The 16,279-nt window shown below is 60.3% G+C and carries 12 protein-coding genes and 2 pseudogenes; 11 read left to right on the top strand and 3 right to left on the bottom strand.

Annotated features, from left to right (window positions below; all coding sequences use genetic code 11):
- Positions 1-766 precede the first annotated feature (766 nt).
- The 3 genes from X744_RS160435 (at position 767) to X744_RS160425 (ending at position 6,644) form a co-directional block, all read left to right on the top strand.
- Positions 767-1,225 carry a (2Fe-2S)-binding protein gene (locus X744_RS160435; RefSeq protein ID WP_023708041.1) on the top strand — a complete coding sequence of 153 codons (459 nt, stop codon included), beginning with the start codon at positions 767-769 and terminating at the stop codon, positions 1,223-1,225.
- Between the two features lie 3 nt (positions 1,226-1,228).
- On the top strand, positions 1,229-3,439 hold the full coding sequence (locus tag X744_RS160430; RefSeq protein WP_023758451.1) for a xanthine dehydrogenase family protein molybdopterin-binding subunit: 2,211 nt from the start codon (positions 1,229-1,231) through the stop codon (positions 3,437-3,439).
- Between the two features lie 1,141 nt (positions 3,440-4,580).
- A complete protein-coding gene (locus X744_RS160425; protein ID WP_023758452.1) occupies positions 4,581-6,644 on the top strand; it encodes a carbamoyltransferase in 2,064 nt (687 codons plus the stop codon).
- Between the two features lie 189 nt (positions 6,645-6,833).
- On the opposite strand, the pseudogene X744_RS1000000171765 reads toward X744_RS160425, so the two are convergent.
- A pseudogene (locus X744_RS1000000171765) lies at positions 6,834-7,007 on the bottom strand (IS110 family transposase); the annotation flags it as partial.
- Positions 7,008-7,176: 169 nt separating this feature from the next.
- On the opposite strand from X744_RS1000000171765, the gene X744_RS160420 reads away from it, so the two are divergent.
- The 8 genes and pseudogenes from X744_RS160420 to X744_RS160390 all read left to right on the top strand — a co-directional run bounded on the left by X744_RS160420 (position 7,177) and on the right by X744_RS160390 (position 14,317).
- Positions 7,177-7,530 carry a transposase gene (locus tag X744_RS160420; protein WP_023758454.1) on the top strand — a complete coding sequence of 118 codons (354 nt, stop codon included), beginning with the start codon at positions 7,177-7,179 and terminating at the stop codon, positions 7,528-7,530.
- A 29-nt stretch (positions 7,531-7,559) separates the two neighbouring features.
- Entirely contained in the window at positions 7,560-7,874 is a 315-nt protein-coding gene (gene tnpB, locus X744_RS160415) for an IS66 family insertion sequence element accessory protein TnpB (RefSeq protein WP_245266518.1), read from the top strand.
- A gap of 66 nt (positions 7,875-7,940) precedes the next feature.
- The gene (locus tag X744_RS160410; RefSeq protein WP_023758456.1) at positions 7,941-9,617 is read left to right on the top strand and encodes an IS66 family transposase; all 1,677 of its coding nucleotides are present in this window, start codon (positions 7,941-7,943) and stop codon (positions 9,615-9,617) included.
- A 2-nt stretch (positions 9,618-9,619) separates the two neighbouring features.
- A complete protein-coding gene (locus tag X744_RS160405) occupies positions 9,620-9,853 on the top strand; it encodes a hypothetical protein (RefSeq protein ID WP_023758457.1) in 234 nt (77 codons plus the stop codon).
- A gap of 590 nt (positions 9,854-10,443) precedes the next feature.
- Complete coding sequence (locus X744_RS160400) at positions 10,444-10,737, top strand: hypothetical protein (protein ID WP_023758458.1); 294 nt, start codon at positions 10,444-10,446, stop codon at positions 10,735-10,737.
- Between the two features lie 1,139 nt (positions 10,738-11,876).
- A complete protein-coding gene (locus tag X744_RS160395; protein WP_023758459.1) occupies positions 11,877-12,440 on the top strand; it encodes a sigma-70 family RNA polymerase sigma factor in 564 nt (187 codons plus the stop codon).
- Positions 12,441-12,575: 135 nt separating this feature from the next.
- Positions 12,576-13,166, top strand: a pseudogene (locus X744_RS01000000169465) (ABC transporter permease); the annotation flags it as partial.
- Positions 13,167-13,885: 719 nt separating this feature from the next.
- Positions 13,886-14,317, top strand: a complete 432-nt coding sequence (locus X744_RS160390; protein ID WP_023758462.1) for a hypothetical protein — start codon at positions 13,886-13,888, stop codon at positions 14,315-14,317.
- Positions 14,318-14,672: 355 nt separating this feature from the next.
- On the opposite strand, the gene X744_RS0136390 is transcribed toward X744_RS160390, so the two are convergent.
- Both X744_RS0136390 and X744_RS160385 read right to left on the bottom strand, forming a co-directional pair.
- Entirely contained in the window at positions 14,673-14,894 is a 222-nt protein-coding gene (locus tag X744_RS0136390) for a hypothetical protein (protein WP_031259901.1), read from the bottom strand.
- A gap of 308 nt (positions 14,895-15,202) precedes the next feature.
- Positions 15,203-16,087: a hypothetical protein gene (locus tag X744_RS160385; protein WP_023758464.1), complete on the bottom strand. Its 885-nt coding sequence runs from the start codon at positions 16,085-16,087 to the stop codon at positions 15,203-15,205.
- Between the last annotated feature and the right edge of the window lie 192 nt (positions 16,088-16,279).

Below are 16,279 nucleotides of genomic sequence, written 5' to 3' on the forward strand. Positions count from 1 at the left end.
CACGCATTTTGTCTCACCCATTCTTTGGCGCCGGCCGGATCGATATGGACTGACACGCAGCTTGGAGACGATGCCCTCGAGGCCGAACTGGGAGACTTGCGCGAGAATGTCGCTGCCGCCGCTGATCTCGTCGCTCAGAACGATGCCGTTTGGCGGCGTCTCAGCAGGTTAACTAGCGCTTTGCGCGGATCGACGAGTGGCCGATCGCGAAGACCCTCGCCGTCGATCTTGAGCAGGTCGAAGCCGGCAAGCATGGTCCTGACGTCTCCCGCCGCGGCCAAGAGCCCGCTGAAGACTGGGAATGCGCGACAAGCCTTCTGGTCAACGACGAACGCCTCACCGTCTATTATCGCGTCCGAGGCGCCGAGCTCGGCCACCGCCCGGGACGATAGTCGGAAACCTGAGGGTCCAGTCGTGGAGGTTGCGGGTCGAGGTAGGCCCCCATCGATAGTCGTCCCATTTCATTTCGTGTAGCCAATCAGGGCCCTGCCGGACGCGGCCGACCAGCGGTCGATGTTCGCGACGACCCGAATGTCCAGTCTCGTGTAACCCAGCCTAAAGCGGCCTGTCCGCCCAAAAAATGACATTCAGTTGCCTCCAGTTCGACACGACCCACTTCACGATCTCGTAACTCGCCAACCTAGCGGCTTGTTGCTTGAGCTGCGCGTTCCTAGGGTGTGGTCGCTAGGCCTCAGCAACAAGAGCTCGGTTGCCAGGCGGGCGGAGGCTCAACGAGATAGCCAGCTCAGGACAAGGAGAGCAAGCAATGGTCGCTTTTACCCTCAATGGCGAGGCGCGAACACTCGACGTCGATCCAGAGATGCCGCTGCTCTGGGCGGTCCGTGACGTCATCGGACTCACGGGAACGAAATTCGGTTGCGGGCTTGCCCAGTGCGGCGCTTGCACGGTTCACGTTAACGGCATGCCGACGCGCTCGTGCCAGACCGCAGTCGGCGACATCGAAGGAGCCTCGATCACCACCATTGAGGGTGTGTCGGGCAAGATAGGCGAAACGGTCCAGGCCGTGTGGGCCGAGTTCGACGTACCTCAATGCGGCTATTGCCAGTCTGGCCAGATCATGTCGGCCGTGGCCCTCCTTACAGAGACGCCTAAGCCGTCGGACGATGATATTGATTCGGCGATGAGCGGCAATCTCTGCCGCTGCGCCACCTATCATCGCATCCGCGCGGCCATCCACGAGACCGCCAACCGGCTGGAGACTTGAGGCATGTCGCAGTTTCTCTCGAAGCATAACTCCGTGCGGCCCACGCGCCGCCGGTTCCTCGTCGGCGCGGGCGTCACCACCGCTGGCCTCGCCGTGGGCTACCGGCTAGTGCTGGCGGCGTCCGACATCGCACAAACGACTACTGCAAAGGTTCAGGCGAACCCCTTCCAGACCTATGTCGAGATCACAAAGGGGAACCGAATCATCATCTACTCCTCGCAGTTCGAGATGGGACAAGGCTCCTATTTCGGCATCGCCACCCTGGTTATGGAAGAGCTCGACGGCGACTGGGCGCAGGTGGACGTGGTCGGCGGATATGGCAATACCGCGCTCTACGGCAATCTCGCCTGGGGCGGGGCCGCACAGGCAACTGGTGGCTCCACGTCGATGAGTTCGTCGTGGGAACGCTACCGCAAGGCGGGTGCTGCCGCACGGGCCTTGCTGGTGGCGGCCGCGGCGCAGCGGTGGGATGTGCCAGCCGGCGAGATCAAAGTCGCTTCCGGGGTCGTGTCGCACGCCTCAGGCATGCAGGCGCGCTACGGTGACCTGGCTGAAGCCGCAGCGGGAATGCCGGTTCCCGACGACGTGCCGCTAAAGCCGCGCGACAAGTGGGCCCAGATCGGATCGGACAGCCTCAAGCGCTACGATTCCGCCGGCAAGACCAACGGCGCGCAGACCTACACGATCGACCTCATGATGGAGGGACTCCAGACGGCCGTTATGATCCATCCGCCGAAGTTCGGCGCCGAGATCGAGAGCTTCGACGCAACCAAGGCCAAGGCACTCGACGGCATTGTCGATGTCGTCCAGACGCCGCGAGGCATTGCCGTGGTTGGCAGGGACACCTGGACGGCGCTCAAGGGCCGCGACCTCGTGGAGGTGACCTGGAACGAGGAGAAGGCCGAAGGGCGCGGCACGGCCGAGATCATGGCCGAATACAACAAGGCAGCAGACGATCTGGGCGCGGCCACCGCGCGCGACGACGGTAACACTCCCGCAGCGTTCGCCAGTGCTGAGAAAATCATCGAGGGGCACTACGAATTCCCCTATCTTGTCCATGCTTCGATCGAGCCACTCAACGCCGCCGCCCGAATCAACGAAGACGGCACCATCGACGTCTGGGGCGGACACCAGATGCCCGACCTTTATCAGGCGGCTGCCGCTCAGGTAGGCGGCACCACGCCGGACAAGGTGAGGCTGCACGTGATGAAGACCGGCGGCAGTTTCGGCCGCCGCGCGGTCTTGGATGCAGATGTCATTATCGAAGCTGTTTCCACAGCGCGTGCACTGGGACGCGGCAAGCCAGTGAAGGTGCAGTGGACCCGCGAGAATGACATGCGGGGTGGGCGGTACCGGCCGGCCTATGTGCACGCAGTCAAGGCGGGGCTCGACAAGAAAGGCAATGTCGTCGCTCTCCATGACCACATCGTGGGCCAATCGGTCTTGGGCGGTTCGACCTCTGCGGCGATGATCAAGAACGGCATCGATCCAACCTCCGTAGAGGGCGCCACCAACCTGCCCTATGCGATCCCGAACCTGAAGGTCGAGCTGACCACCACGGACGTGAACATCCCAGTGCTGTGGTGGCGTTCGGTAGGCTCCACCCACACCGCTTACGCGGTGGAAACCCTGATCGATGAGCTCGCCGCCGCTGCGAACCGTGATCCGGTCGACTTCCGCTTGTCAATGCTCGGTCACCATCCACGGCATGCCGCCGTGCTTAAAGTGGCTGCTGAGAAGGCAGGCTGGGACAAGCCTCTGCCGGAAGGCCGTTTCCGCGGCGTGGCCCTGCATGAAAGCCTCTCGACCTATGTCGCCGATGTGGTGGAGATCACCCTCAACGATGAAAATGGTTTCAAGGTCGACCGCGTCGTCTGCGCGGTAGATTGCGGCACCGCGATAAATCCTGACCAGATTCGCGCTCAGATGGAGGGCGGTATCGGCTTCGGGCTAGGCGCGATCCTCCAGGAGGAGCTGACCCTGAAGGGCGGTGTCGTAGACCAAGAGAACTACGATACCTATACACCGCTCAGGATCGAGCAGATGCCGCGAGTCGAGGTGCACATTGTGCCGTCCGAGGAGCCGCCCACGGGAGTTGGTGAGCCAGGTGTGCCGCCGATCGGCCCGGCCGTCGCCAACGCGCTACGGGCGGCGACGGGCAAGACTATCCGCAAGCTGCCGATTATAAAGAACATGTCAGGAATGACACCATGAAACAGCCGCGATGAAGATCGCGCCGTTTTCGAACGCCTCCTGACAGGCGCTCATCTCCATGGGTCAAATTCCGGCGGCTGCCCGCTCCAATATCCGGTTTGGAGACGGCACCGCGTGTTCTGAACGACCACAGACGGGCCTTGGCGCCGGTTCCACTGAAGAACCGCTTTCGAGACGCAAATGCGTCCACTCCATGAAGAGCACAACCGTATAGCACCAGGAAGGCTGGCTACCTCCATCGCTTCGGAGACCCAGGAACCCTCAGAAAACCGAACCTCCCGAGCTCAGAGGCGCTCGTGATCACAATCGCGCTGGTGCGTGGATCATTGTTCAAGGGTTTGCCGATAGGCAGGCGAGATGGCCGATCGACATGATCTTCGCCCGATGCCCTACAAACACAATGCCAGCCGCTGTCACGGAGTCGCGAAGACGAAGGCAATGAGGGTCGACGCCGATACTCATCGTTTGGTTGACAGAGCGCTTGGAATGCCATGCGCTTCACATCGGAGTAGCCATCCGGGAAGCCTGAAGCGCTTTGAAACGCATGTGCTGCGGCTACTATTCATAGCGTGGATGACTTTGATCAAAACAATCGATTTCATCACTCTTCCGGAATCGTGCATGGACAAAAAAAGAGCCTCACGCACCAATCACACGCTGCTCTATCGCGTGACGAAAGCTGCCTTAGGAATAATCCAAAGGAGAAAATCTTCGATGCGCCCTGACGTGCAGTGGAGGTCGTGCCGAGAAAGTGAGTTGCAACTGGCCGACAATGTCGGGCGGTGCGACCATGGTCGCTTCGGAGAATGAAATCGGGCCAGTTCACGGGGGCGGTACTGTTATTCGTCGACGGCCGCCCTTCCCAAGAACAGGCGGCATCGCAAGTTGGTTCTGCCGATGAAAACGACAGCGCCGGATACATGTCAGCAGCCGCTCAGGATTGGATGATCCAGCCAAGCTCTCGGCGTGATGGCACCGTAGGTGTCACAGTCGAAGCATCTCATTGATCGTTTATGAGGCTTTCTTCGATGCCGCTGATGCCTGACGGGCGGTCGCAGCTGCAGGCGACAACACGGCCTATTTAGTTGGAAACAGTCGAGGTAGGCCAATTTGGCTTCCCCGTTACTATTTGGAGAAAGAAATGCTGTGTCTAGGAATCAGCGGCGGACTTGACCAAGTCCATGAAAACCGATTCGAGCGTCCGAACGCCTTTATGCACGATGGCGCCGCGGTGCTCGTCCGAGACGGAAAGGTGATAGCCGCCGTAGAAGAGGAACGCCTCAATCGAATCAAGCACTCGAACAAGCTGCCAAGTGGTTCGATTCAATACTGTCTTTCGACGGCCGGGGTTCAGCTCAGCGACATTGATCGTGTCGCGGTCTACGCCAGCGAGACCTATGCCAACGCCATGCTTGAGGGTATGTCCGCTTCCCAACCGGACATTCTCTCCACTCCGTTGGATGCTAAAATGTTGGTGCAGAACCTGTTAGCGCGTGAGTTCGGCACTAAGTTGGACAGTTCGCGTATTTCATTCGTAGGTCATCATCAGGCGCACGCCGTGAGCGCCTTTGCAATGTCGGGCTTCGAACAAAGTCTCATTCTAGCGATTGATGGCTGTGGTGATTTCCTGTCGGGCCTTGTGGCGGTAGGGTCTGGCACAGAAATTACGCAAATCGAGGCTTTCCCGGAGGACAATTCTCTTGGGCTGTTTTATCTCGAGACGATCCGCTGTCTCGGCTACGGCATGTTCGACGAGTATAAGGTAATGGGACTCGCGCCCTATGGCGACCCCGCTCCCTATCGCGAGCTCTTCGAGCAGTTCTACGAGCTCTCCGCCAACGGTGGCTACCGTGTTCACCTCGACCGCATCGGTCCGGCGTTGCTCCGCAACATAGAGATCAGGCGAAAGGGAATGCCTTTCACCCAGCAGCATCGAGATGTGAGTGCGTCACTGCAGGAAGCGCTTGAGCGGATCGTGTTCCACATTCTCCGGCACCACCGTGAGGCCACCGGCATGAAGCGGTTGTGTCTGGCGGGAGGGGTAGCCCACAACTGCACGATGAACGGCAAGCTGCTGTATTCAGGGCTTTTCGAAGACATCTTCGTGCAACCCGCGTCTCACGACGCTGGCTGCGCATTGGGAGCTGCGCTGATAGTCTCTAACGAGATGGGCCGCCCCGCGCCGCGTGAGCGACTGCAGGAGGTCTATTGGGGTCCTGATCTCGGGAGCGACCGCGCCGTGGAACAGGAACTGAATGCATGGTCCGGACATCTCGAGGTTGAACGCTCTTATGACGTAGCGAGCAGTGCAGCCCACTGGATCACCAACGGCGCCGTGATCGGCTGGGTGCAGGGTCGTTCGGAGTTTGGGCCACGTGCGCTGGGCAACCGCAGCATTCTTGCCGACCCTCGGCCCGCTGCAAACAAGGACCGGATCAATGCCATGGTCAAGAAGCGCGAAGGCTATAGGCCTTTCGCACCATCTGTGCTGGAAGAGGATGCGAGCGAATTTTTCGACCTCCCGGACGGTAAGCACGAATTTCCATTCATGAATTTCGTCGTTCGCGTGCGTGACTCAAAGCGCGCCTTGTTGGGTGCCATTACGCACGTCGACGGTACGGCTCGGCTGCAAACAGTATCGCGCGATGCCAACCCCGCTTACTGGGAGGTCATCAATGCGTTCAAGAAGCGGACAGGCACTCCAATTCTGCTCAATACGTCCTTTAACAACAATGCTGAACCGATCGTGGATACGGTTGCAGACGCGATTGCCACATTTTTGACGACAGAGCTGGATGGACTTGTGGTCGGGCCCTTCCTGGTAAAAAAACGGGCTGCAACGCTGCAGGATTGGACTGCGCTTGCGATTTCATTGCCTCCCTCAGTCTCCCTCCATCAAACCCGTGCTTACACAGCGCGAGATCATCAGGAGACTGTCTGCGAGATTATTCCGAACCACTCCAGCATTGACAGTGTGCGAATTTCAAACGACCTGTTTAATCTGCTGATGCGGATTGAGGGCGAAGCCGTGTTAAGCGATCACCTCAATATAATTGCGCCGGATCAGGCTGAGCATGAAGCTCTGATGGAGGACCTGCGAAGACTGTGGGAGCAGCGCCTGGTTCGGCTGCATCCCTCACAAGCTGCTCGGATGGATCATGGGTCCGATCAAACGCCGGACCAGCCTAATAGGCTATCAATGTGATAGAGATGCCGCTCAAGCTCGGCCAATCAATAGTGTTCATCGACCCCGCCTGCGAGCTCACCGCTGTGATTAGGGGGGTCGTGGTCGCCCTGGTCAGTATGCTTAGGAATGCTATTGAATGGGTCGTGTGCTTGCTGTGAGTTTTCGGGAGGTTGTCCATTCGGACCGAACCGGGGAGACTGGGTTGCAAAGGCGGGTCTGGCCTCCATATTGACCGGACTTCTGTGTCGAGAGGTCCAGCCCGCAGAACTTTAGAAACTGGCGATGATGACCTAAGCGGCGAAGATCGCCGGCTTCGGCAATGACGGTCAATGCCTTGATCGGTCCGATGCCCGGGATTTGTCGCAGGAGCTGATAATCCGTACGCCTCCGGCGAGGGCCGCCTTGCGCGAGCATGGCACGGTAGCGAGGCTGCGCTCTTAAGGTCGTCCTTACGNGTACGCCTCCGGCGAGGGCCGCCTTGCGCGAGCATGGCACGGTAGCGAGGCTGCGCTCTTAAGGTCGTCCTTACGAGCGAAGTTAGCAGCACAGCATGAGCCATGTGACATTATTGACCGGGCCGGAGCGTCGTCGTCGTTGGAGTGAAGAAGATCAGTGCCGGATACTGGCTGCGGCATTCGCGCCCGGGGCCACAGTGGCGGCGGTAGCGCGCCAGTACGATGTCGCGACCAGCCTGATCTACAAGTGGCGCCGCACGATGAGAGCCCGCGAGACTGGCTTTGCCGAAGTTGTCGTGGCTCCCGATGAGCCTGTCGCCGCTTCGGTGCCGGCGGCGCCACCAGCGGTGATCGAGCTGGAGATCGCCGGCAAGGTGCGGCTGCGGATTCCGTTGACTACACCGCCGACACTGGCGGCGGCGATGGTGAAGGCGCTGGGCGTTTCATGATCCCGGTTCCGAGCCAGGTGCGGATCTGGTTGGCGGTCGGCCGGACCGATATGCGTCGCGGAATGCAAGGCCTCGCTCTGCAGGTTCAGGAGACGTTGGGCCGGGATCCGCATGCCGGCGATCTTTATGTCTTCCGCGGCCGCAGCGGCAATCTGATCAAGATTATCTGGCATGATGGGCTCGGCATGTCGCTGTATGCAAAACGACTCGAGAAGGGCCGGTTCCTATGGCCGTCGCCGGCGAACGGCACGGTTTCCATATCACCGGCGCAGCTCGCCTACATGCTCGACGGGATCGATTGGCGCAACCCGCTTCACACGTTCCGCCCGCAGCGCGCGGGCTGAGTTTTTCTTTGCGTTTGCGCCATTTTTTGCGAGTCAGCGGACGCGTTTTATGATTCACTTCAGAGCATGGTTGCCACCGCCCTGGATGCTGTTCCGGACGATATCGGCGCGCTGAGAGCAGCGCTGACCGCGGCGCTGGCCAGGGCCGAAGACGAGGCCGCACGCGCTGCGCTGGTCGAGGCCGAACTGGCGGTCGCCAGGGCCAAGGCATCGGATGATGCGGCGCTGATCGCACATCAGGATCTGACGATCCGGAAGCTGCAGCGGGCGCTGCATGGTCAGAGTTCTGAACGCTCAGCCCGTCTGCACGACCAGATGGAACTCACCTTCGAGGAACTCGAGAGCACGGCAACGGAAGACGAGATCGCCGCCGAACAGGCCGCAGGCCGCACCACCGAGGTGGCGCCTTATGTGCGCAAGCGGCCGGCGCGCCAGCCATTTCCCGAGCATCTGCCGCGCGAACGCGTGGTCGAGCCGGCGCCGACCGCTTGCCATTGCTGCGGCGGCCATCGGCTGCGCAGGCTGGGTGAGGATATCACCGAGACCCTGGAGGTGGTGCCGCGGCAATGGAAAGTGATCCAGCACGTGCGGGAGAAGTTCACCTGCCGCGACTGCGAAGCGATCAGCCAGGCTCCGGCGCCGTTCCACGCCACCCCACGCGGCTGGGCCGGTCCCGGCCTGCTGGCGATGATCCTGTTCGAGAAGTTCGGCCAGCATCAGCCGCTTAACCGCCAGGCTGAACGCTATGCCCGCGAAGGCGTGCCGTTCAGCCTGTCGACGCTCGCCGATCAGGTCGGCGCCGGCGCTGCGGCGCTGATGCCGCTGTTCAAGCGACTCGAAGCCCATGTGCTGGCCGCGTCACGTCTGCACGGCGACGATACGACGGTGCCGGTCCTGGCCAAGGGCAAGACCGATACCGGCCGATTATGGACCTATGTGCGTGATGACCGACCATTCGGCGGTGTCGATCCGCCGGCGGCGGTGTTCTATTATTCCCGCGATCGCCGAGGCGAACATCCCGCGGCGCATCTCGCCGGCTGGAGCGGCATTCTGCAGGCCGATGCCTATGGCGGTTATGGCGATCTCTATGCGGCGGCCCGTCAGCCGGCGCCTATTCTGGAAGCCAGCTGCTGGGCCCACAGCCGGCGCAAAGTGTTCGAGCTGGCCGATGTCGAAGCGGCGGCGCGCAAGAAGGCGCACGGCGAGAAGCCCAACCTGGTCTATCCGCTAGCGGTGGAAGCCGTGAAGCGCATCGATGCCCTGTTCGATATCGAGCGCGCGATCAACGGTCTGTCGCCAGGCCAACGCCACGCCGTGCGCCAGGAGCGGAGCGTGCCGCTGGTCACCGAGCTCGAGCGCTGGATGATCGAGACGCGCGACAAGCTCTCGCGCGGACATGATCTGACCAAGGCCTTCAACTACATGCTGCGCCGCTGGTCATCCTTCACCCGGTTCCTCGACGATGGGCGGATCTGCCTATCCAACAATGCAGCCGAGCGAGCCCTGCGCGGCATCGCTCTCGGCAGAAAGTCCTGGCTGTTCTGCGGTTCCGATCGCGGCGGACAGCGCGCTGCCGTTCTCTACAGCCTGATCGTCAGCGCCAAGATGAACGATATCGACCCGCAGGCCTGGCTCGCCGATATCCTGGCGCGCATCGCAGCCCACCCAGCTCATCGGATCGATGATTTGCTGCCGTGGAATTGGAGATCCGCACAACTGCGGACCCAACCAGCGGCGGCCTGATCATGCAGCGCAATAAGGTGCATCACGTCTATACCGTCGACCGTGTCGCCAGGGACCTCGGCGTCAGCGAAGCGCTCATCCAGGACCTGACCCTCGGTCTCGAGCCCGAGGACGGCGTCATCTGGGTGTACGGCGCCAACGATGACGACGGGATCTTGGCCTTCGCCGATGAAGGCATCGAGGAGGTCAAACTCCTTCTCGAAGAATATCATCGCGTCTCCCCATCGAAAGCTTGACCCCAGCACCGCGGTGCTCAGGTGCTCATGGCCGCCGGATACGCACGTCTGCGGTCTTCACCGGATGCGTACGCTTCTGAAGTTTTGAAGCGGGAAGCACCTCCGAGCTCCCGCAGACCGTCTTGGGCCCACCGGGGCAAAAGGGCTCGGGGCGGGCTGTTTTGCGTCGTCAATCTGGGCGGTCAATAATGCCTTCCTTCGCTTCGGCGGAACGGCGCTTTGCACCAGCCGCACAGTGTCCGCATCGACCGTAGCGGGGCCGCCAAGGTTCACAGTCACTTGTCCTCGTCTATCCTGGTGACGTCGCCGATCAACTCGATCGGCTGGCCTTTCTTCGCCTTGGTGATCGAATGCCGGAAATTGTAGGCGTTCGGTTGGGATCGAGACGCTGACCCGATCCTCCGTGACCCGCCACCGCACGGTCGCCATGATCGCCACTCCGTCCTTGATCCCGCGAGCCATAGAACCGATTCTGGGGCGGCCGATGGCCTAGTCAAAAAGACTGCTAATATTCAGTCGCGCCTCTTGCCACCTAGTTACATCAAGGAATATAATTCTTTCGTTGCGGCGACCCTTCAACGGAGATCGCCATGTTCCAGAAGACCCTCGCCGACACCTTGGCCGCCCGCGAAACGGTCCGCATCACTTGCGGCCATCCCGCGTGTTGCAAATCGACCCAGCTCGACATCCAGGCGCTGATCGATCGGCTCGGCCCAGATCATGGCTCAATGCACTGGGATCTGGTCGGGTTCTTTGTCTGTTCGGATTGCAAGGCAGATGGTCGCGATCGCCGGCCGGTGTTCTTCACCTTCGTGCCCGACTATCGAGGCCAAGACGAAGCACGCACCAGGCGTGTTTCGAAGCCGACTTTCGGCCGCAGGTGAAGGCGCTGGCGAAGGTCGGCACCTGTCAGGGGCAGCGCTGCCAATAGGTGGGGCGCCAGGCGCGCGGGACGCTTCGGCGAATTTCGATCGAACCCCGAATATGAATCTATATTCATCTATGCTAATTTAGTTAATTGGAAAGTAAAAGGGAGGTTTCGACAATGTCTACATCACGTCGTGCACTGCTTTCCCTGATGGGCGCAACTGTCGCATGCGCCGCCATTTCTGGCATTGCCTCTGCGAGAGGGGGCNGGCGGCAAGGGTGGCAAGGATGGCGCGACGGACACTGGTTCCGGCCTGGTTCCAGCGAGCGGAACCAGCCCAAAGCAAGTAAAAACTTTCAAATCTTTCCAAGGCAAGGCATGCAACCGCGATTACAAATCGGTTTGCCCAACGACGCCGATTGGCAAATGTGATCTTCAAAGCAAGATGGGGCAGTTGTCACCCGCCTGTAGAACTTTCGTTGAACAGCATCGCTGAAAGCAGCAGGACCGCGTCGTCAGCGTGTTCGAGGAAATCACGCCGGAGCCAACCTTTATTGCGCTGGCCGGATGCCCTTCCCATCTCAATCCATCCGGCCGTATTCTGTGTCAAACCATTTTCGGCCATGTGTGCCGCTAGGCCTCGCCGGCAGCACCAGCACCACAACCGCGAATGCTGCCATCAAGAGGCCAGCCGCACATGGTGACGATGCGGCGCTACCTGACGGCGCCAGCGAACCTCGAGGCGGCGAGAGCGCTGGACAGGCTCAACAAACGAGCAAGCCCTTGAAGAGCGTCCAGCGTGCAAGCCGCTTGTTGGTCGTGTTGGATACGATGACAGCCTCGCCGAGCTTACTGCCGTCATCGAATAGCGCGCAGTTGAGCGGTGTCGATTAGGTTCTGCTTGGCGTCGAAAGCAGTTGGCGAAAGACTTGCTCGTGGATGACGATGGTAGGCGTGCTGCGGAGCAGCGCGATCTTGATCGCCTCACGGCAATGGCCCCGCAGAGCCGGAGCGACGTTTCGCGGATGACTGCGGGAGCGTGACCGCCAGTGGGAGTATCAACGCGCGGAACGATATAAACTCCCATGCATTTAGCTAGGTCGTTCAACACTCTTTCGTCTGGGAGCTGGATCGTTGTAATCGGGAGGCTGCGATTTGGCCGACCAGAAAACCAGTGAAGTTTGCATCGTTGACCTGATACCTGCCCTGCGAGCTTTCGCGCGGACCTTCTGCCGCATTCCCGACGATGCCGACGACCTGGTGCAGGAGACGCTGACGAAGGGTCTCGCGAACATGGACAAGTTCGAGCCCGGCACGCGCATGAAGTCCTGGCTCTTCACGATCATGCGCAACACCTACTACACCCACGTCAAGTTTGCTGCGAGGGAAGCGCCTGGCCTGCTTGACTGCGCTTCCTCGAGGCCGGTTTCGGAAGCGACGCAGGAATGGACTGTACAAAGCAAGGAGGTTCATGGCGCCATCCAGAGGCTGCCTGAACACCAACGCGAAGTCTTGATGCTGATAGGCGTTCTGGGCGTCAGTTATGAGGAGACAGCCGAGATATGCGGCTGCGCGGTGGGCACGGTGAAAAGCCGGCTTAACCGCGCTCGCGCGAACGCTCTCGAATTTCTTGGAGAGAGTTCGCTGCAGACATTGATGGAAAGGCGAAATCAGCTATCGGACGGTCAACGCCACATCGAAGCGGACAGACGCTTCTAGTTGAAACATTGGGCCAGCCTTTCCACGAGCGCACTGCATTTGACCTGCGTGCAGGGCGAGGCATACCCGCGTCTCGATATTGAGGGCGGGGGAAAGTTCAAAAAAGAACAACTCGGCTGTCCTCTCCGACCAGGGCACGTGTCGATCACGCTCACCGAGACGGTGCTCGGATACGTCATTCGTACCGCCCTCGGCGTGGCAGCCGTCGTCTGGCTAGGGCTTAGCCGTGCATCCTCGATCCGTTCATAAAGGCGCTGAACCCCGCTTGGTGCTCGCTCCTATCTTCGTGCTCTGGCTCGGCCTCGGGCTGTGGTCGAAGGTGGCGCTATCGGTGACGCTGGTGTTCTTCATCACCTTCTTCAACGCCATGCAGGGCGTGCGGGAAGTCAACCCGGTGGTGCTGGCGAACGCGCGGCCCTCGGCGCCAAGCGCTCAAGCCTGCTGACGCACGTCTACTTCCCGGCCACGGCCAGCTGGATCCTATCGTTGCTGCGCACCTCGGTCGATTTCGCGGTGGTCGGCGTGATCATCGGCGAATACCTTGGCGCCTCCGCCGGCCTTGGCTGTCTGATTGCCCAGGCGGAAGGCAATTTCGATGCGGTCGGTGTCTTCGCCGGCATTATAATCCTCGCGATTTTTGTGCTGATCATCAACCGCACCCGCGACATCGCCGAGGCCCGTCTGATCCAGTGGAGCCCGCATTCGACCGAGAGCCGGGCCACCTGACGGCGGTCGGCAATGATGCCGGCCGGCGATCAAGGTGACGACTGTACTGAGGCTAGCCGGCCGCTTGTTGCCGCGAGCGTCTGAGCCTGACCTGATCGCTCCAAGGACCCGGCAAATTAGTAACTTGAGTGACCGTCAGGTCAAACGACCGAACCACGCCGCGGTCATTTGCGGAGAATGGCAATGCCGGCATGCTTTACGGGTCGAGCTTGCTCGGCCACGTCGACTTCCCCGCGTCCAAGGTGCTTCGGCCGAGCGACGGGCCCACTCAGCCGCCGCAGCTTCGTTGCCTACCATTTTAGCAGGTGCTAAGCTTTGCTACGGTTTCTTGCATCCTCAACAAGAATGCCGTAGCGGCTGACGCGGCAATGCTCACCGGCACCTGCGTCGGCCGTTCACCTTGCGGCTGAATGCCACCCGGCGGTCTAAACGGCCTGTCCTGTAATCTGGCCGGAGCCCAAAGGCGGCGGACTCCCTTCTCTGTGACCAACTGCGTGCTCGGTGACGGGGTTTCATTTTCGGTCAAGCCATTCCACGGTTTCGACGATCGGTTTTGCCACGGCCTCGCCTCTGCGAACCTGGTTCCGGTTTACAGCGCAGTGTCAGGCACAAACTGGCAATCCCGATTATCCGTCGAGAAACCGCCTGCCGGGCTTGTCAGCGAGTCGGGGCGCGATAATTTTTGTTGGGAGGGGATCTTCAATCCACAGGAGACGACCATGAAACATCAAACCTTAAATCAACTGCAGACAATCGCAGAGGTGGAACCCTTGTCGACCTACCCGATCATGACCCGGCAACAGCGCATCGAGCGCTGGGCAGAGCTGCTTGCAGAACATCCGGAGCGACGCCTGAGAGCCCTGATCGGCACCGAACGTCTGAAGCGGAAAGACCGCGACGCAGTACGGTGTGAGGGCTCGCCAATCACAGTGGCTTTCGAGGATTCAGTGCTGCGTGCGTTGGGCCTGAAAGATGACACCTATGGGGAAGCAAAGCGCTTCTTCGAACTGACCGACTGGCAATTGCACGACGTGGTCTGTAGTTGTCATGTCGGGAGTATGATGACAGGGCAATGGGCTGCTGCAAGAGTCCGCCGGACAATCGGTGGCAACAGATTTCTGAATTGGCTCAGACAGAGAATGCGGCACTGAGGTCGGTAAGACTGCGACACTTATTTCGGAGAGCGGCATTCCTTCGTCCTGCGTGCTTTGCGAAAACTTTCAGCAGCCTCGCTATCTCGTCGCGGGAACACCCTAAGTCGCCCGGCTCCGCATCGGCCCGCCGCTCTCCCTCGATGCAGCGGGCCTTGGTGTTAGGCGCCAGTTCGGCTCGCCGCTCAGTTGACTTCACATCAAAAACGACGATGCGATCGTTGACCTTTGACCCGTCGAAATGGGCAGTCAATGCGCGGTACGCAACAGCGGTCGCCGAAGCCAGGAAGACGTTGGCATGGCCGCAACCTGTTCGACCGGCCGCGGGTCGTCGTCCAATTAAAGGCCGCAAGGATCAACTTGTGCGGATTGTGTTTGCCTTGCCGTGATCAATCTTCGTCAACCGCGATCTGGCCTCTACCACGCGCCGTTGCGCCGCCCGTATCCTGTTGCAGAGCGCGATATTGATGCCGACGCCGCAGTTTTCATCCAGCATCTCGTTGGCATTTTCGAGGGCAAGCTCCTCTCGGTTAAGTCGCTGTCGGGCTCGCGCCAGTTCCAGATCCAAAAATTTCATTATTCCGCGTCCATTACGGTCCCTTCGATTGGTAAACCACTTGCGATTGCCTTTGGTTCCCTGCTGTTCGTGAGAAGCCCTGACGGCCCTGGGCCTCACTGTCCAATCGTCGGCCCTGTCGTGCCGACAAGATCTCGACGATCCCCGCCGGTCGAGCAGGAGGTCATTATCTGTAGCGAGCCCTTGGCGTCCCTACTCGTGCGCGCCCGATATCGGCCGAAGCGCGGCTGCGTGTTTAGCGCCGCAGTCAGTAAACGCTCGGCGACGCCAGTAATGCAGCAATGACAAAACGAATGCGGGCGGGGTATCTAACGCGCGTGACTTCGCCTCCTACGCTCACTACTGCGTGCATTTCGACGAGCAAGTCTAAGTTCAGCAAGGGTTGGTCTCCACCAGCCTCTGAAGCGTTCGCTCGGCCCGGCGGCTGACCGAGCAGGCCAAGTGCTCACAAGTTCGGCCAGGGTTGCCGAACGCCACTTGCCCCAAACGAAATCACCTGTCGCAGGCATCGCATGGGGATAGAAGGTGGCTGCGTCAGATAGCTCAACGAGTTCACCGGAAATTTCAGTGAATACGACTATCCCGTACTGCATGGTTGCGACGGCGCGGCCCAAAGTAGGCAGATCCTGAAGTGGCAACGGATAGCGATGGCGCCTACGTTCACTAGCCCGCTGTTGTGCGGCCTTATAGGCTGCCGTGTTTCTGGTTGCCGCAAGTCGCCGTTTCCTTTCCTCCGGTTCGGCGTGCTGCGCAGCCTGTTCGATGTGTGGCCATCGACGCCGGAGCGTCTCATATGAGCGGAATGGAACTCTCCAGGCCCGCAACTCATCGTCCCAACTCGCCCACGGGACAGCATGCAGTTCTTTAACCACCGTCTTGGAATAGGGCGTGCGAATGCGCAGGTCATCCGCGATTTCCAGATACCGGCTCGATATCGGGTCGAAGGCGAAGGCATCTCGTCCCTTGCTCTCGTCATGGGGCGCCCGCAATGCCGCCTCTTGCTCCAGCCAGCGGTCGATCCGCCGGGCCGCTGTCTTACCGGGCACGAACCAGCTCTTGCGCTCGTCGCTCCACCTGGCACGCGGAAAAGCTTGCTGAAACCGCTCGACCGCCATTCGATCGTACGCAAAGCCGACTTCGGCACCAATTGCATCCTGTTTGTGCGGCGCAGGACGAGCGTTGGGGTCCGTCATCGTAAAATCAACCGAGTTCGCTGCATGCGAACGCGGCGCCGGGCCAAAGGTTCATCAGCCGGGCAAGTCCGCAGGAATATGGCGCTATGATGCCAACGCCCAAGACGTGGGTGAAACTTTCCCCACGCTTGACAGTTTAAGCAGGGTCCGGAGGATCCACGATGTCATGCGGCTAGAGCCGAGCGGTCGCAA

The sequence above is a fragment of the Mesorhizobium sp. LNHC252B00 genome (genome assembly GCF_000502955.1).
Lineage (GTDB): Bacteria > Pseudomonadota > Alphaproteobacteria > Rhizobiales > Rhizobiaceae > Mesorhizobium.